The sequence below is a fragment of the Luteimonas panaciterrae genome, assembly GCF_020511115.1.
GTDB classification, from domain to species: domain Bacteria; phylum Pseudomonadota; class Gammaproteobacteria; order Xanthomonadales; family Xanthomonadaceae; genus Luteimonas; species Luteimonas panaciterrae.
In genome coordinates, this window is sequence record NZ_JAJAVH010000007.1 from 62,436 (window position 1) to 79,842 (window position 17,407).

Genomic DNA, 17,407 nt, shown 5'->3' on the forward strand with positions numbered 1-17,407 from the left:
ACGACATGACGGCCGACGACAACCGCTTCGCTCCGCCGCCGGCCGCGATCGTCGAGGCCGACGTCGCCCGCGCGCTCGCCGAGGACCTAGGCACCGGCGACGTCACCGCCGCGCTGCTGCCCGATCACGACGACATCGCCTATCTGCTCTGCAAGGAGGACGCCGTGGTCTGCGGGCGTCCCTGGTTCGACGCCTGTCACCATGCGCTCGACCCGCGGGTAAAGATCGACTGGCGCGTGGCCGAAGGCGACCGCGTCGCCAAGGGCACCGTGCTGGCCACGCTCGCCGGACGCGCCCGCAGCCTGGTCAGCGCCGAACGCACGTCGCTGAATTTCATGCAGACGCTTAGTGGCGTCGCCACCGTCACCGCGGCGTATGTCGAAGCCGTGCGCGGCACGCGGGCGAAGATCCTCGACACGCGCAAGACGATTCCGGGCCTGCGCCTCGCAGAGAAATACGCGGTGCGCGTGGGTGGCGGCAGCAACCATCGCATCGGCCTGTTCGATGCCGTGATGCTGAAGGAAAACCACATCCGCGCCGCCGGTTCGCTCACGGCCGCGATCGACAAGGCGCGCGAAGCGCAACCGACACTGCCGCTGATCGTGGAAGTGGAAACGCTGGTGCAGCTGCGGGAAGCGCTGCAGGCCGGCTGCACCCGTATCCTGATCGACGATTTCGATGCGGCCACGCGACGTGAGGCGGTGCGGATCGCGGCGGAAGCGCCTTTCAACGGTTCGATTCCGCTGGAAGTTTCCGGCGGTGTCGACCTGACCAGCATTCGCCCGGTCGCCGAGGACGGTGTCGACTGCATTTCGATCGGTGCATTGACCAAGCACGTGCACGCGATCGATCTGTCGCTAAAACTCGGCCCTCCACCCGGCTGAGCCTGCCGACATGCCTACCCTGGTCATCCTCATGATCGTCGGCGCCGCCGCATTCGCGTACTGGAACGCGGCGCGCGCGGCGACCGAACGCGCCATCGAAGTCGGCCGCAACGCCTGCCGCGCCACCGGCGTGCAGTTGCTCGACCAGACCGTGCACGCCAACGGCCTGCGCCTGCGTCGCAACGAGGATGGGCGGCTCGGTTTCGAGCGCAGCTTCCGCTTCGAATATTCGTACGACGGGCAGGACCGCCATGTCGGCCGCCTGATTCTGCGCGGCGACGAGCTGGTCTACTTCAGCGGGCCGACGCAGGCGGAGAACGTGATCAGTCTCAACTGATCCGGGCGGCGTAAATTCTCAGGCTTCACACGGAATCGAAGCCGAACAAACCGATTACTTCACCACGCGCAAATGCCCGCCACGACGCGGCGGCGGCGTCTCGTCATCATCCGGCGGGCCGTCGGCGATGTCGCTTTCACTTTCGGAGATCGGCATTTCTTCATCGCCCTGCGCGTCGCCGTTGCCGGGAATGTCTTCCGGCAGCGCCATCCCCTGCCCCGTCTCGCGCGCGTAGATCGCCAGCACGGCGGAAATCGGCACCGCCACCGGATGGCTGACACCGCCGAAACGCGCGGTGAAGCGAATGCTCTCGTTGTCCATCTCGAGCATGGCGACAGCGCGCTCGGCGATGTTGAGCACCACCTTGCCTTCCTTCACCGTGTGCGCGGGCACGCGCACGCCGGGCTGGGTGGCATCGACGAGGACGTGCGGCGTCATGCCGTTGTCGATGATCCATTCGTACAGCGCCCGCAGCAGGTACGGACGATGGCTGGTCATCACGAGGGGCGCATCGCTCATGGCGCCAGTGTAAAGCCGGGAGTCGGAAATGGGGAATCCGGGCGAGTCAAAAACAACGGTGAAACAGGATTCGATTCTTGCCGGAATGACGATTTTCCGGCGAATCTTCTCTCGGTTTTAACGATTCCAGATTCCGGGCTTCACGCCGGGATTTCGCGCAGGCTCTTTTCCTGCGGTGTGAGGCTGCGCACGAATCCGGGATTGCGGAAGATGCGGTTGCCGTAGTCCTCGATCGCCTTGCCGTCCTTCGGCAGCGGGATGTCGAGCGATTGCAGGCGCCAGATGATCGGCGCCATCGCGCAGTCGGCGAGGCTCATTTCCGGATTGAGGAAGAACTTGCTGGCCTTGAACAACGGAACCGCCGCGGTGAGCAGTTCTTTCAAGCGCTTGCGGCCGGCTTCGGCCTGCTGCTTGTTGCCGAGTTGGATCGCCTGCACCTGCGGCACCCAGTCGTGCTCGATGCGCAGCATCGCCAGGCGCAGGCGCGCGCGGGAAAGCGGATCGACCGGCATCAGCGGCGGATGCGGATAACGCTCGTCGAGGTATTCGCTGACCACGCTGGCCGCGTACAGGACGAGGTCGCGCTCGACCAGGGTCGGCACCGAGTGATAGGGGTTGAGGTCGATCAGATCCTCCGGCGGACTCTGCGGGTCCACCGCGATCAGATCGTAGGTGACGCCCTTCGCGGCCAGTACCAGCCGGGCCCGATGGCACAACACGTCGTCGACAGAGGAAAACAGGGTCAGGGCATTACGCATACGCGGACTCGTCGCCATCATGGGCATTCTCCAACGGCCGGAATCCGCCAGCCGTACCAACGCCGCCTGCCCCTCGCAGACGGTCGCCACGGTTCCCCCGGTCTGCGGATCCTTCCGCAAGAGTCCGCGCGCCCCGCCGCGCCGACGACGCGGCCGCGATGCGCGAACTTTCCAAGAAGCGCCGCGTGGGGCGGCATTCCATTCCTGGAAACGCCCTTCACCTCAGTGCACGTCTTTCCAGTATTCCTTCTTCAAGAGCCAGGCGAGGAACGTGAAGAACGCCAGGAACAGGATCACCCAGACGCCAAGGCTCTGGCGCTTGAGCGCGGCGGGCTCGCCGGCGTACTCGAGGAAAGTGGTGATGTCGCGAACGGTCTGGTTGAACTCGACTTCGTTCTGCGTGCCCGGCTGCGCCAGCTCCAGATGCTCGACCGGCGCATCGCCGGCCGCATCCTTCTTGCCGTAGACCGGACGCTGCAGGCCCTGCATTTCCCACAGCGGGTTGGGCATCGACGCGTTCGGGAACACGGTGTTGTTCCAGCCGAGCGGGCGCGACGGGTCCTGATAGAACGACTTCAGATAGGTGTAGATCCAGTCGCTGCCGCGCACGCGCGAGATCACGCTCAGATCCGGCGGCATCTTGCCGAACCACTGCTTGGCATGATCCTCGGTCAACGACACCTGGATCTGCTCGCCGAACTTGGCGCCGGTGAAGTTGAGGTTGTTCATCACCTCGTCCTCGGTCAGACCGAGATCGGTGGCGATGCGCGAGTAGCGCAGATACTTCAGCGAATGGCAGCCGGAGCAGTAGTTCATGTACAGCTTGGCGCCGCGCTGCAGCGATGCGCGATCGCCGATGTCGGTACCCGACTGCAGCAGGCCGCCGCCTTCCGAAGCGAAGGCCCCGAAGGAGATCAGCAGGCCGGCGGTGACAGCGGCGAATTTCCGGGCGAGATTCCGCATAGCGTTCTTAGTCATGCATCGTCACCCGTTCCGGCACCGGCTTGGTCTTGTCCGCCTTGGTCCACAGCGGCATCGTGATGAAGAAAACGAAGTACAGGAACGTGAGGACGCGACCGATGATGGTCTCGACCGGATCGGTACCGGGACCAGCGCCGATCTTGCCCAGCCACACGAACGACACGGCGAAGATACCGAGCATCAGCCAGGACAGCTTGCCGCGCGACTTGAACGACCTCACCGGGCTCTTGTCCAGCCACGGCACCAGGAACAGCACCGCGATCGCCGCGAACATCACCAGCACGCCCCAGAGCTTGATGGCGAAGAACGACGGCACCACGCGCAACATCGCGTAGTACGGGGTGAAGTACCACACCGGCTTGATGTGCTCCGGCGTCACCAGACGGTTGGCCTCGGTGAAGTTGTCGTGCTCGAGGAACCAGCCGCCGAAGGTCGGCGCGAAGAAGATGATGAAGGCGGCGATGACCAGGAAGAAGCCGACGCCGAAGGTGTCCTTCACCGTGTAGTACGGATGGAACGGGATACCGTCGGCCGGCGCGGTCTTCGACCAGCGGTTGCCCTTCGGGCCGTGCTTGATATCGACGCCTTCCGGATTGTTGGAACCGACCTCGTGCAGCGCGCCCAGGTGCAGCACCACCAGCAGCAGCAGCACCAGCGGCAGCGCGATCACGTGCAGGGCGAAGAAGCGGTTGAGAGTGGCGTCGGCGGGCAGGTAGTCGCCCATGATCCATTCGGTCAGGCCGTTGCCGATCACCGGGATCGCGCCGAACAGCGAGATGATCACCTTCGCGCCCCAGAACGACATCTGGCCCCACGGCAGCACGTAGCCCATGAAGGCTTCGGCCATCAGCACCAGATAGATCAGCATGCCGAGAATCCACACCAGCTCGCGCGGCTTCTGATAGCTGCCGTACATCAGCCCGCGGAACATGTGCAGGTAGACGACGATGAAGAACAGCGAGGCGCCGGTGGAGTGCATGTAGCGGATCAGCCAGCCCCACTCCACGTCGCGCATGATGTACTCGACCGAGGAGAAGGCTTCCGCCGCGCTCGGTTTGAAGTGCATCGTCAGGAAGATGCCGGTGACGATCTGGTTGACCAGCACCAGCAGGGCCAGCGAGCCCATGTAGTACCAGAAGTTGAAGTTCTTCGGCGCGTAGTACTCGCTCATGTGCTTGCGGTACATCGGCATCAATGCCGGCGCGCGCGCATTCACCCAGTCGAACACGTTGTTGGCGGTACGGACGATCACGTTCGACATGGCTTACGCGGCCCCCTTGCCGTTCGAGGGATCAACGCCGATGACGATGGTGTTGTCGTCCTGGTAGTGGTGCGGCGGCACCAGCAGGTTGATCGGCGCCGGCACGCCCGCGAACACGCGGCCGGCCATGTCGAAGCGCGATTTGTGGCAGGGGCAGAAGTAGCCGCCCTTCCATTCCGGATCGAAGGGTTCCGGCCGGATTTCGGCCTTCAGCTCCGGCGCGCAGCCCAGATGAGTACACAGGCCGACCAGGACCGAGATTTCCGGCTTGATCGAGCGCAGCTCCGGGTTCGCCTCGCGGACGTACTCGGGCTGCTGATCCGTGGTCGACTTGGGATCGGCCAGGCGCGGATCGAGCGTCGGCAGGATGTCGAGCACCTGCTTGGAGCGCTTCACGATCCAGATCGGCTGACCACGCCATTCATCGACCAGACGCTGGCCCTCGGCCAGCGCGGTGATGTCCACGGTAACGGGCGCGCCGGCCAATTTGGCGCGTTCGCTCGGATTCCAGGACTTGATGAACGGGACTGCGACGAACCCTGCACCAACAGCGCCCACCACAGCGGTGGTCGCGGTCAGGAAGCGGCGGCGGCCGTGATCGACCGTCCCTCCACCTTCACCAGGGTCAAGAACTGCTTCATTGGCCATCCGGCACTCCGCAAAACGTTCGGTAGCTGATACTTACTGGCTGCCGCGAGCCGGTTCCGACTCCGGAACGGCCGCAAAAGACGACAAAGTGTAACGGAACGCTGAATCGGCCGACAATGCTTCGGACCTTCGCGCGGGAATTCCGGCGCATCGCGACGGGTCAATCGCCCCCGCCTCCACCGCCGTCGCCACCATCCGAGCCGCCATCGCCGCCGGAAAACTCGAGGCGGCTGCTGTCGAAGACCAGGACGACGCCCAGCAGCAGCAACACCGCGCCGATTTCCCACGACGCCTGCGAGAACAAATAAAAACCACCCGCCACCGCGGCGAATCCGATCAGACGCCTGATCATTCCCCTCGCCCCGGTCGATTACTGTTTGGTCAAACCGCCCCGATAGCGCTGCGCGAGGATGGCGACGCGCTGCACGTAGCGCTGGGTTTCGCTGTACGGCGGCACGCCGCCATAGCGGTCGACCGCGCCCTCGCCGGCGTTGTAGCCGGCCGCGGCCAGGGTGAGATCGCCGTTGAAGCGCTTCAGCAGCCAGGCCAGGTACTGCACGCCGCCCTGGATGTTCTGCGCGACATCGAAGGCATTGGAGACGCCGAAACGCCGCGCCGTCGCCGGCATCAGCTGCATCAGCCCCTGCGCGCCCACGCGCGAGAGCGCGCTCGGGTTGAACGCCGATTCGGCATGAATGATCGCGCGCACGACCGCCTCCTCCACACCGTACTGGCGCGCCGCGGCGCTGATTTCGGCGGCATAGGCGGAGGTGTTCAGGCTCAGCGTATTGAAGTTCACGCCCGGATCGGGAGCGCAGGCGAAGCAGGTCTCGATGAACTTGTAGCGGATGGTCCGCATCGCGGTGGCGCCGGCGAGCCCCTTGGGCGGCTTGCTGACGTAATGGCGCACGCCATCCTTGATATAGGAGTAGAGCTGGCCCTGGACGACCCGGGTCTGCCCCCGCTTCTGCAACGGAAGCGGTGCGGGAAGCGGGGCCGCGGAAGCGGGCGGCGCCGGAGACGCGGTCGCGCCGCCGCCCATGAACGTGGCTGGCGGGTTGGCGTCCAGATTCGCGGGCGAGCCCGGCACAGCATTCGAGGCGATGACGGCCCCGGCCGCCGGCGCGGGTGTGGCGACGGGCTTGGGCTCGATCGAAGCCGTCTTCCGGCGCGGACTCGGCGCCGCCGACGCGATCGCCTTGCAGGTCGCCCCAGGCACGCGCTTGCTGCCGTAGGTGAGGCCGGCGGCGCTTTCGCAGCGGTAGATGGTTCCGGCGGCAAAGGCCGGCGCGGCCGCAAGCAGCCACAGAATCGCCGACAGTCCCAGAGCCCCCTTCATCCGGCCGAGTGTCCCGTGTTCGCCGCTGGTTGCCAAGTCCTTGATTGGTGAATGGAGCAGGCGGTCGCGGCTCGGGCGCCCGCATGGGTTCAAACCGGCGTCCTCCATGGGGATAATGGCCGCCCACCAGCTATCCGGCCCGGAATCACCTCCGCGCCCCGGAACCGCCATGACTGAAACCCTCCTTACGGGCGCCGAGCCCGTTTCCGCAGCCTCCCCCGTTCCCTCCAAGGGCAAGCTGTTCATCCAGACCCACGGCTGCCAGATGAACGAGTACGACTCGGCCAAGATGGCCGACGTCCTCGCCGCCAGCGACGGGCTCGAACTCACCGACAACGTCGAGGAAGCCGACGTCGTCCTCGTCAACACCTGCTCGATCCGCGAAAAGGCGCAGGAGAAGGTATTCAGCCAGCTCGGCCGCTGGAAGCGCCTGAAAGCCGACGGCAAGCCGGTGATCATCGGCGTCGGCGGCTGCGTCGCCTCGCAGGAGGGCGATGCCATCGTCAAGCGCGCGCCCTACGTCGACCTGGTGTTCGGCCCGCAAACCCTGCACCGCCTGCCGGAACTGATCCGCGCCCGCCGCGTTTCCGGCCGGCCGCAGGTGGACATCAGCTTCCCCGAGATCGAGAAGTTCGACCGCCTGCCCGAGCCGCGCGCCGAAGGCCCGAGCGCCTTCGTCTCGATCATGGAAGGCTGCAGCAAGTACTGCAGCTTCTGCGTGGTGCCCTACACGCGCGGCGAGGAAGTCAGCAGGCCGTTCGAGGACGTGCTGGTCGAAGTGGCGCAGCTCGCCGCGAAGGGCGTGCGCGAAGTGAATCTGCTCGGGCAGAACGTCAACGCATACCGCGGCCCTTACGGTGAAGGCGAAGTGGCTGATCTCGGCCTGCTGATCCGCGCCATCGCCGAGATCGAAGGCATCGGCCGCATCCGCTTCACCACCTCGCATCCGCTGGAATTCTCCGATTCGCTGATCGAGGCCTACCGCGACGTGCCGCAGCTGGCCAATTACCTGCACCTGCCCGTGCAGTCCGGCAGCGACCGCATCCTCGCGGCGATGAAGCGCGGCTACACCGCGCTCGAATTCAAGCAGAAGCTCCGCAAGCTGCGCGCGGTGCGGCCGGACATCTCGATCTCCTCCGACTTCATCGTCGGTTTCCCCGGCGAGACCGAGGCCGATTTCGAGAAGACCATGAAACTGATCGAGGACGTCGGCTTCGACCAGTCCTTCTCCTTCATCTACTCGCGTCGTCCCGGCACGCCCGCGGCCGATCTCGAGGACAACGTCTCCGATACCGAGAAGCACGCGCGCCTGTCGCGCCTGCAGGCACACATCAACGACTATTCCGCCGGCATCTCGCGCACGATGGTCGGCAGCGTGCAATCGGTATTGGTGGAAGGCCCGTCGAAGAAGAATCCGAACGAACTCACCGGCAAGACCGAGAACATGCGCTCGGTGAATTTTCCCGCACCCGCGCGGCTGGTCGGTCAGTTCGTCGATGTGGTCATCACCGAGGCATTGACCAATTCGCTGCGTGGTCGCATCGCAACGATCGCATAAACCGCTGCGACACGACCTAAGCCTCTACACATTCTTTCTCTTCACGGAGAAGAGCCCTTTAGTAAGGGGGCGCGGCGAAGCCGCAGGATTTGGAAGCAATGCGCTGGGGCCCAAAGCTTGCTTCCACCAACTTTGGGGTTTCATCTGGCGCCTCGCCAGATGAAACGCGCTGCGCTGCAGCGAGGCTTCATCGCGCATCTGCGCTATGGTTCCGCCCCGATGGTGGCGAGCAAGACGCAAGCACGCGCGGAACCCGTCGCGCGATCCGAACGCGAGACCGTGCTGGTCAGACTTGATCAGCGCTACCGGCCCGCGTTGATGTCCTTCTTCCTGCGCCGCGTGCCGGACCCGAGCGAAGCCGAAGACCTCACCCAGGAAGTGTTCGCCAATCTCGCCGCTTCGCGCGAGGGCGCGACGATCGGCGTCGACGGCTACGTGTTCCAGACCGCGGCGAACCTGCTGCGCGATCGCCAACGTCGCGAGAAGGTGCGCTCGCTGCACCGCGCGCACCTGGCACTGGACGAAAGCGCGAATGTCGAGGCGCTGGAACCGCCGCGCGTCGTGGCCGGCCGTCAGGCGCTGGATGAAGTCGCCGAAGCACTGGACGAACTCCCGTCGAAGACACGGGCGATCTTCCTGCTGTTCCGGCTGGAACACATGAAACAGGCCGAGATCGCCCAGCTCTACGGCATCTCCGTCAGCGCGGTGCAGAAACACCTGCTGCGGGCGATGGCGCATCTGACCTCCCGACTGAGGGAGTACGTGTGAAACGAACAGAAGGCCCATCCGATCGCGACAGTCTCGAGCGTGCCAGCGCCTGGTGCCTGCGCCTGGCCGAAGGCGAGTTGTCGGCAAACGAACAGGCCGATCTGCAAGCCTGGCTCGACGCCGATCCGCAGCATCACGATCTGCTGACTGCCGCGCAGCGCGCCTGGCGCATCACGGGCGAACAGCCAACGCATCCGCGGATGCAGGCATTGCGTCGCGCCGCCCTCGAGGACGCGCACGCCAGCCGCCGCGCGCGCCGCAGAACGGCCATGCTCGCCACGGCCGCCTGCTGCCTGCTCGCAGTTGGCCTCGTCTGGTGGTGGTGGATGCCGCGCGTCTACCAGACCGGCATCGGCGAGCGCACCAGCGTCACTCTCGCGGACGGATCGACCCTGCTGCTGGACGCGGCAACGCGCGTGGAAGTGCGCATCCGCGCGCAGCGGCGGGACCTGCGGCTGGAATACGGCCGCGCGACATTCGCGGTCGCCAAGGATCCTTCACGCCCGTTCTCGGTCAGCGCCGGCGACAGCACGGTGATCGCGACCGGCACCCGCTTCAGCGTCGAACGGCTGCCGCGACAGCTGCGCGTGGTGCTGTACGAAGGCCGCGTCGAGGTGGCGGACAACGGCGTGGCCGCGAGCGGCATCGCCCACACGGATGCCAATCACAACCGCACGCTGACTCCCGGCCAGGAACTGATCGCCTCATCAGACGCCACGCGTGACACACGCATCGCGCGCGTGGACACAGGCAACGCCCGCGCGTGGGAACGCGGGCTGCTGGTGTTCCGCGACGAATCGCTCGACCTCGCGGTGGCGCGCGTGAACCGCTATTCGCGGCAGACCCTGCGCATCGGCGACACGGCCGCATCACGCATCCGCATCAGCGGCGTCTTCAAGGCCGGTGATACGCCCGCCTTCGTCGCTGGCGTCACCTCGGCATTTCCCTTGCGGGCGAACCGCGGCGATGACGCGATCGTGCTCGAATCCCGCTCGCACTGAGAACCCGGTCAAAATTGCCGTCAGCGCCAAGTGAGGGTTTTCCGCATTCATGCGTACTACCTCTATCGAAACCGTCGCGACACTTGCGGCGGACGGGAGGAGAAACCACGTGGTCAAGACTTTTCAGTACCGGACATTTCCGTACCGCAACACCGCCCTCGCCTACGCTCTGGCGGCGATCCTGACCTCGGCGCCGACCGTGGCCGATGCGCAGACGGCCGACACGCAAACCGCGCAGGCCGGCAATGCGACCTTCGCGTTCGACATCCCCGCGCAGGAACTCGGCGCGGCGCTTCGTCAATTCGGCCAGATCACCGGACAACAGCTCGTCTTCGACGAAGCCTTGGTAAGCGGCCGGCGCAACGCGGCGCTCAACGGCAGTTTCAACGCCGGGGAAGGCCTGCAACGGTTGCTCGCGGGGACCGGTCTGACGGTGCGGCCCGCCGGCAACGGCGTCGTCACGATCACCGATTCCAATTCAACGCGTCCCAATCCCGCGCAGTCCCAGCAGTTATCGACGGCCACGCCCGCGCAGGCGCCTCCGGGCGGACAGGAACCAAAATTGCTCGAGCGCGTCGTGGCCACCGGCACCACCGCGCGACATCGCACCGTGCTCGAATCCTCGTCCGCGATCACCGTCGCCGATCGTCAAGCGCTCGACCGCAAAGCGCCACGCAGCACGGCGCAGGCGCTGGAGCTGGTGCCCGGCATCTTCGTGGAAGGCACCGGCGGCGAAATCTCGAACAACTTCTCCGTGCGCGGCATGCCCGGTGGCGGCCAACAATTCGTGCAGCTGTCCGAGGATGGCCTGCCAATCTTCTATACCGATGCGCTGTCGGACACCATCCTCAAGCAGGAACTCTTCATCGATCGCCTGGAAGCGGTGCGCGGCGGCACCTCTGGCATCCTCACCGTCAACGGCGCGGGCGCCAACATCAACTTCATCACCCGCAAGCCCGGGCCGGAACCGGCTGGGTCGATCCGCGTGACCGGCTCCGACTTCGGCACCGCACGCGTGGATTTGTGGCAAGGCGGTCCGATCAACGACGAATGGAGCTACAGCATCGGCGGCTTCTTCCGCCATTCCGACAGCATCCGCGACAACGGCTTCACCGGCGATCACGGCGGCATCTTCCGCGCCACCATTGGCCGCATCTTCGATCGCGGTGAGTTCGGCTTCAATCTCAAGCTCGTCAACGACCACAACACCTTCCTGCTGCCGATTCCGCTGCAGGACCCACGCAATCCGCGCAGCGTTCCGGGCCTCGACGCCAACGACGGCACCATGATCAGTCGCGACAACATGATCATGAACGTGCGCACATCACCCTATTCCGGCCGGCAACTGCAACGGCACGATCTGCGCGACGGTGTCGAAACGGTCGCCTTCGCGCCGGGCTACCACTTCGAATACGACCTGACCGACACCCTTACCTTCCGCAGCAAAGGCCGCTACACCGACTTCAAGAACAACTTCAATTCGGTGTTCAGCAGCGACAACAACTCGCTGGTGCCGGCGACCTACCGGCTCGATCCGGCCAATTTCAGCGACGTCGCGCTGATGATGAATCGCTTCGGGCCACAGGGCGCGGTCAGCGCCGGATTGCGGCGCGTGTCCACCGGCGAAGTCATTTCCGGCGCCGACGCGCTCAATGCCCTCAATGGCAACGGCCTGGTGACCCACAGCATCACCGGCAACAACCGCAAGGAAGTGAAGGAGTTCGTCAACGACGCCAGCCTCACCTGGGAAACCGACCGCAATGCGTTCACCGTCGGCCTGCTCTATTTCCATACGCGCGCCAAGGATTCCAACATTGGCGCGTCGAGCTTCGTCAGCGAGGTGAAAAATCATCCCGATCGGATGGACATCGTCGCGCTGGACGCCAACGGCAACGTGGTCGGCTCCCTGACCGAGAACGGCCTGCTCAACTACAGCAACTGGGGCGACTCCAACACCCACTACACGGCCGACTCCTACTCGCTCTACCTCAACGACGAATTCCACGTCACCGACCGGTTGCGCATCGACGGCGGCGTTCGGGTGGAGAAATACGACATCACCTTCTACGAAGGCATCTCGACACCGATGATGCCGATCGACGGCGCATTCGATGCCAGCGGCAATGACGTGGACAACATCATCGCCAACAACTATCTCGCGCAGTTCGGCGGTGGCGCCTTCACCGGTCAGTACAACCGCTACAACGCCGGCTTCACCGAGACCGCGGCGACCGTCGGCGGCACTTACCTCATCACCAACAACTTCTCCCTGTATGCACGCTACGCCCGCGGCTTCCAGGCCAACGGCCGCTTTGATCCGGTGAAAATCGACTTCGGCGAAATCGGCTTGCGCTTCCAGAACGATGTCGTGAGCGCGTCGCTGACTGGCTTTCGCACCACCTACAAGGATTTCCTGTTCTCGCGCCTGCCGCCCGGCGGATCGACCGAAGTGCGGTTCTATTCCGACATCGTCTCCACCGGCGTTGAATTCGACCTGCTGTGGAAGCCGGTCGACTGGTTTCAGTTGCAGGCCACCGGCGTGGCGCAGAAGTCCGAAGTGGAGATCACTAACGACCAGAACAGCGGCTTCGCCAGCGCGTTCGATGGTAACAAGCCCGAACGCACGCCGCCGCTGAACGTCACGGTGACGCCGAGCTTCCTGTTTCCGAACGATCGCGGCGAGGTCTATGTGTCCTACCACTACCTCGACAAGATCTACTCGGACATCGCCAACACACTGGAACTGCCGAGTTACGGCGTGTGGAGCGCGGGCGTGATCTACAACCCGACCAAGCAGTGGCAGCTGCAGGCCAGCATCGACAACATCACCAACGAGATCGGCCTGACCGAGGGCAATCCGCGTTCTGGATTCTCGGAGAATCCGGCGGTCTCGGATTTCTTCTACGCACGTCCGATCGTGGGGCGCAACCTGGTGTTCAGCGTCACCTACAACTTCTGATGCGACGTATGAGCATGCGATATTCGATCATGGGCAGGCTGTTGGCCGTAGCCGTGTTTGCTTGCGTCTCCCTTGCCGCCAATTGCGCGCCATCACCCGCCGATGGCGCGGCACGCACGACAACGGATGAAACGCTGCGCTTCACCATTCGTGAAGGCGACATCCTCAATGCCTTCTACCGGCAAGGGCCGATCGCCGCGCATCTGCTTTTGAGTTCAGGACGGCAACCGCGCGCATTGGTGGCCTTCCCCGCCGGCAACAGCGGTGTCGGATTGTGGTTCGCCCCCACCTCGGCACCGGTCGAATGGCGTTTGCGCGGCGAGCCTCGCGGCATCACACGGCGCGATCCACAAGGCCGGATATTGCGCGGGATCGAGGCGGAAGTCGAAACCAACGCGTCACGGCTGGTACCACGGGAAGCGGTGCTGGGCAGCGTGCGCGTGCTGCGCGACTACCAAGTCCTCGGCACGCGCCCGGACGCAGTCGCGACGAAGCCTCAGGTGAAATCACGCAGTCTGCGCTGGGCGCGGCCGCGGCTGGATGGCGCACCGGGCTATGCGCTTTCGGTCGAGGTGCTGGCTGGCGAGATCGCCCATGAGTCCGTCAAGCAGCAGAACAGTTCGATCGCGATCACGGCGCCACGCAATCGGCCACTGCGGCTGCGAATCACCGCGCTCACCGGCGAAACACCGCTGACGCCACTGTCCTCGTCACAACTGCTGACGGAAGCGGCCGCGAACGACACCCGCAGCCGCGACGCGCTGACCTTCCTCAGCTACCAGGAAAAATTCCTCGCCGGCTCCTGGCGCTTCGACACCTACTTCGGCCGCGACACGCTGATGTCGATGCGCCTGCTTCTGCCCGCGCTTGCTCCCGAGGCCGCCGAAGCCGGTCTCGGTTCGGTGCTGGAACGCTTGAATGCCGACGGTGAAGTCGCGCACGAGGAGGACATTGGCGAATTCGCCGTGCTGCGGCATCGTCAGGAAGGCGGCACCGGCGACGCGCCGGTCTACGACTACAACATGATCGATGATGATTTCATGCTCGCGCCGGTGGCGGCCTCGTACCTGCTCGATCACCCGCAAGGCCGCACCCGCGCGGTCGCTTTCCTGGCGCGCAAGACCGGCACCGGCGAGCATTTCGGCGACGCGCTGGCGCGCAATTTCGCCTGGGTGACGGCGGCGGCGGCGCCGTTCACGCGCGAACAGAAAGCAAACCACCTGATCGCATTGAAATCAGGAAAGAACACCGGCCAGTGGCGCGACAGCCAAGATGGCTTGGCCGGCGGCCGTTATCCCTACGACGTTAATGCGGTTCTCGTGCCAGCGGCGCTGTCGTCGATCGCGCGACTGCGCGCCGCCGGATTGCTGAAGCCCTACCTCATGCCGCAGCAGGACAACACACTCGCCAACGCCGATCAATCCGCGAGCGTCTGGCTGCGCGCCGCGCCGCCATTGTTCGTCTTCGAGATCAATGCCAAACGCGCGCGCAGCGCAGTCTCCGACTATGCCAAAGCCCAAGGCGTGGATCCGGCATCGGCACTCGCGTCATTGCCGAAGGGCGCACTGCAATTCAACGCAATCGCGATCGACGCCAAAGCACGTGCGATCCCGGTGCTGCATTCCGACGATGGCTTCGACCTGCTGTTCCTCGATCCTCCGGCACCGGCCCTGGAACGCTCCGTGCAGGCGCTGATGCGTCCGTTCCCTGCTGGCCTGATGACCGACATCGGTCTGCTGGTCGCGAATCCCGCCTATGCCGACGCGCACATCCAAAGCCTGCTCGGCCGCAACGCTTATCACGGCACGGTGGTCTGGGCCTGGCAGCAAGCGGTTCTGGCCGCGGGCCTCGATCGGCAACTGCAGCGTAACGATCTGCCCGAAACGACACGCGCACGCCTCACCGACGCACGCACGCGACTGTGGTCGGCGATCGAGGCCGCGCACGATGTACGCACTTCCGAACTGTGGTCGTGGTCCTATGCCGACGGCCGCTATCGTGTCGAGCCATTTGGCCAGCGCGGCGGCGATCAAGACGAATCCAACGCCGCGCAGTTGTGGAGCACGGTCTTCCTGGCCCTGAAACCGCCGGCACCGCGATAGCGCCGGCCATTGATCGAAGCCGTTCGCATGAGCGGCTGATCACCAGGTCAGATCATCAGAATCAGGAGTAATGTAACTGTCCTCCGATACGATCTTTTGACGTCATGCCGCAACCGCCACGCGCCTTCTCGCCGGTCCGCCGTTATGCGCTGGCCATCTGGTTCTGCGGCATCGCGGTGATCGGCGCGATGGAATTCCACCGCACGGCGTTCGCCGCGGGCCATTTCGCGCCAACCTTCATTGCCTGGCTATGGCTGGCGGGCACGCTCGTGACCGCGGTGATCGGCATCCTCTTGGCGCTGCGTGAACGCCGGGCATCTCGATCGGATCGCTAACGCGGCTCCCGCAATCGCCAGAGAACACGTCGCCCCTCTTCCTCGAAGACCCACCAGCGACCGTCGGGAGAGATCGCGATAGGCGCCGACGGCAAACCGACGGCCGGCTTGCCTGAAACGATCACACGACGCGCCTCGATCTTCCACGGCAAGCCCGGCGGCAAGGCGCGCGTGGACAGCGTCGCATCGCCCTTGGAAGCGGCGACTTTCGTGTCGGTGAGCGGCTCGTAAATCTCGCGTTCGAGGCGACAATTCGCATTAAGCCGAACTCGATGGGTGACGGGTCCCACGCCATCCGAGTAGGTATCGGCGGCGGCGTCGATTCCAACATCGTCGACCGCGAGAAGACGATCCAGTTCCACCTCGCTGCTGCACGCGCGCGCGCCATCGCGCCAGCGCGAGGCATGACCGGCAATCACCCACAAGTCGCCATTGACGGCGTAACCGAGATCGGACACCCAACCGCCCGCTGGATGCTCGCTCGGCGCATTGCCATCGAGATCGAGCACCTGGAACTTCTCGCCATCGGCCCACACGAGTCGCGGATGCCGTGGATCGAACGCCACCGCGCCAGCGCCGAGCAAGGGCGTGCGATCGCGCAAGGCCACCTGGCCGTTTTCGCTCGGCAGTTCCACGGGCGGTGATGGCCAGGCCTTCGCGTTGGCAGAAGCAGGCGCATCGTTCGATCGCGCGGCATGCTCGGCACGACAGGCCGGTGCCAGCGCGACCAGCAGCGCCATGAACAAGGAAACAGATCGCGGCAAGGACATCCCGGGCCTCGATGGTGACAGCAGCAAAGCCTGCGGGCTCAGATTACTGCGATCACGCACGATTTGTGATCATCGCTGCCCGATTCCCATGCGATCCCAGACGCCTTCCAGCCCGTCGCGATTATGGGTTCCGGCCATCCCACCTGCGTCGCCGGCACCGAAGCCTGGATGGTATTCGACGTGCGGCCGATCCGGACTGCGCCAGTTGCCGCCCCAGGTCAGGCCGTTGTCCGCTGCGATCTCGCCGTAGCGCGACCAGTTGTTGTTGGCCGCCCAGGCGTCCGCGCCCGGGCGATTGCCGAAGGAAAGGTCGACGGCGAGACCATAGTTGTGCCAGGACTGGCCGCCTCTTGCATTGGTCACGACATTGCCCGGCGCGGTCCGTCCCTGCGCGTACAGCTGATTCTGCTCGGCGAAGGTACGGAAGCCGGTATCCACGCGCAGGCTCATGCCTTCACGACGCGCCTGCTCGATCACATCCTTCACGCGATTGGTGAAATCCTGATTCAAGTTCGGATCGCCCAGGCGATTACGGGAATCCGCCGGGCGCAGATCGAGCACGGTCTGCATGTTTACGCCGAGCTGCTCCCGCAACTCCACGCGCGCATTGATGTCACCGTAGACGCTGCGTGTCTGCTCCTCGCCGTTGAACTGCACGGTGCCGTTGTTGCTGATCGTACCCACCACCTGACCATCGGCGTTGACGAGACTGCCCTGGTCGATGCTGTAGGTCTGTCCATCCATCGTCAGCGTGCCCGCATCCGGTGACATCAGCGAATGCGACGCGGCCAGATTGACGCCGAGATCCTGCGCGACGCGCCCCTCGACGTAAGCAGCAGTGGCGGCATTGGGCGCGGTCATGAAATCGTTGAGCGCCTGGACCTTCTGCTCCTCGGTCATGTTGTAGCAGCTGAGGTTTCCGGCCAGCCTGTCGAGCGCCTGCACGGCTTGCGGATTGTTGGCCAGCTCGGAACGGATTTCCTGCTCGCGCGTCCTGGACGCCGAGGTCTGTTCCTGCGACAACGCATCGGACAATGACGATGACGATTGCGCGGAAGATGAAGAATCAGAAGAGTTGGTGCCGTCGACAGCCATGTGCCCGTCCTCCCATCCGTAGTCAGGGTCGCGCGCCTCGCAATGCGGCAAGACGCGCAGCGAGACATCGTTGTATCGCATCGAATCGCACG

The 17,407-nt window shown here is 64.7% G+C and carries 17 protein-coding genes; 8 read left to right on the plus strand and 9 right to left on the minus strand.

Annotation, left to right across the window (positions count from 1 at the left end; genetic code table 11):
• Window positions 1-5: 5 nt before the first annotated feature.
• Complete coding sequence (gene nadC / locus LG367_RS08390) at window positions 6-884, plus strand: carboxylating nicotinate-nucleotide diphosphorylase (RefSeq protein ID WP_226468795.1); 879 nt, start codon at window positions 6-8, stop codon at window positions 882-884.
• A gap of 10 nt (window positions 885-894) precedes the next feature.
• Entirely contained in the window at window positions 895-1,221 is a 327-nt protein-coding gene (locus tag LG367_RS08395; RefSeq protein ID WP_226468796.1) for a DUF3301 domain-containing protein, read from the plus strand.
• A gap of 54 nt (window positions 1,222-1,275) precedes the next feature.
• Here the strand turns inward: LG367_RS08395 and LG367_RS08400 are convergent, their stop codons facing one another.
• From LG367_RS08400 to LG367_RS08430, 7 genes are all read right to left on the minus strand, one after another.
• The gene (locus tag LG367_RS08400) at window positions 1,276-1,740 is read right to left on the minus strand and encodes a ClpXP protease specificity-enhancing factor (protein WP_226468797.1); all 465 of its coding nucleotides are present in this window, start codon (window positions 1,738-1,740) and stop codon (window positions 1,276-1,278) included.
• 140 nt (window positions 1,741-1,880) lie between these two features.
• Window positions 1,881-2,516: a glutathione S-transferase N-terminal domain-containing protein gene (locus LG367_RS08405; protein ID WP_226469252.1), complete on the minus strand. Its 636-nt coding sequence runs from the start codon at window positions 2,514-2,516 to the stop codon at window positions 1,881-1,883.
• 204 nt (window positions 2,517-2,720) lie between these two features.
• Window positions 2,721-3,461: a cytochrome c1 gene (locus LG367_RS08410; RefSeq protein WP_425490944.1), complete on the minus strand. Its 741-nt coding sequence runs from the start codon at window positions 3,459-3,461 to the stop codon at window positions 2,721-2,723.
• 7 nt (window positions 3,462-3,468) lie between these two features.
• A complete protein-coding gene (locus tag LG367_RS08415) occupies window positions 3,469-4,740 on the minus strand; it encodes a cytochrome b (protein WP_226468799.1) in 1,272 nt (423 codons plus the stop codon).
• 3 nt (window positions 4,741-4,743) lie between these two features.
• The gene (gene petA / locus LG367_RS08420) at window positions 4,744-5,388 is read right to left on the minus strand and encodes a ubiquinol-cytochrome c reductase iron-sulfur subunit (protein WP_226468800.1); all 645 of its coding nucleotides are present in this window, start codon (window positions 5,386-5,388) and stop codon (window positions 4,744-4,746) included.
• A gap of 160 nt (window positions 5,389-5,548) precedes the next feature.
• On the minus strand, window positions 5,549-5,740 hold the full coding sequence (locus tag LG367_RS08425) for a hypothetical protein (protein ID WP_226468801.1): 192 nt from the start codon (window positions 5,738-5,740) through the stop codon (window positions 5,549-5,551).
• Between the two features lie 18 nt (window positions 5,741-5,758).
• Window positions 5,759-6,727: a lytic transglycosylase domain-containing protein gene (locus LG367_RS08430; protein ID WP_226468802.1), complete on the minus strand. Its 969-nt coding sequence runs from the start codon at window positions 6,725-6,727 to the stop codon at window positions 5,759-5,761.
• Between the two features lie 169 nt (window positions 6,728-6,896).
• Between LG367_RS08430 and miaB the strand changes: the two genes are divergently transcribed.
• The 6 genes from miaB to LG367_RS08460 all read left to right on the plus strand — a co-directional run bounded on the left by miaB (window position 6,897) and on the right by LG367_RS08460 (window position 15,450).
• The gene (miaB, locus tag LG367_RS08435; RefSeq protein WP_226468803.1) at window positions 6,897-8,285 is read left to right on the plus strand and encodes a tRNA (N6-isopentenyl adenosine(37)-C2)-methylthiotransferase MiaB; all 1,389 of its coding nucleotides are present in this window, start codon (window positions 6,897-6,899) and stop codon (window positions 8,283-8,285) included.
• A gap of 159 nt (window positions 8,286-8,444) precedes the next feature.
• Window positions 8,445-9,053, plus strand: coding sequence for an RNA polymerase sigma factor (locus LG367_RS08440; protein ID WP_226468804.1), 609 nt, complete (start codon window positions 8,445-8,447; stop codon window positions 9,051-9,053).
• Window positions 9,050-10,054, plus strand: coding sequence for a FecR family protein (locus LG367_RS08445; RefSeq protein WP_226468805.1), 1,005 nt, complete (start codon window positions 9,050-9,052; stop codon window positions 10,052-10,054). Before LG367_RS08440 ends, LG367_RS08445 begins: the two co-directional genes overlap by 4 nt.
• A 109-nt stretch (window positions 10,055-10,163) precedes the next feature.
• Window positions 10,164-13,013: a TonB-dependent siderophore receptor gene (locus tag LG367_RS08450; RefSeq protein WP_226468806.1), complete on the plus strand. Its 2,850-nt coding sequence runs from the start codon at window positions 10,164-10,166 to the stop codon at window positions 13,011-13,013.
• 29 nt (window positions 13,014-13,042) lie between these two features.
• Entirely contained in the window at window positions 13,043-15,115 is a 2,073-nt protein-coding gene (locus tag LG367_RS08455; RefSeq protein ID WP_226468807.1) for a hypothetical protein, read from the plus strand.
• 104 nt (window positions 15,116-15,219) lie between these two features.
• Entirely contained in the window at window positions 15,220-15,450 is a 231-nt protein-coding gene (locus LG367_RS08460; RefSeq protein ID WP_226468808.1) for a hypothetical protein, read from the plus strand.
• Here the strand turns inward: LG367_RS08460 and LG367_RS08465 are convergent.
• Window positions 15,447-16,220, minus strand: coding sequence for a hypothetical protein (locus LG367_RS08465; protein ID WP_226468809.1), 774 nt, complete (start codon window positions 16,218-16,220; stop codon window positions 15,447-15,449). The genes LG367_RS08460 and LG367_RS08465 overlap by 4 nt on opposite strands.
• A 69-nt stretch (window positions 16,221-16,289) precedes the next feature.
• On the minus strand, window positions 16,290-17,396 hold the full coding sequence (locus tag LG367_RS08470; protein WP_226468810.1) for a M15 family metallopeptidase: 1,107 nt from the start codon (window positions 17,394-17,396) through the stop codon (window positions 16,290-16,292).
• Window positions 17,397-17,407 lie beyond the last annotated feature (11 nt).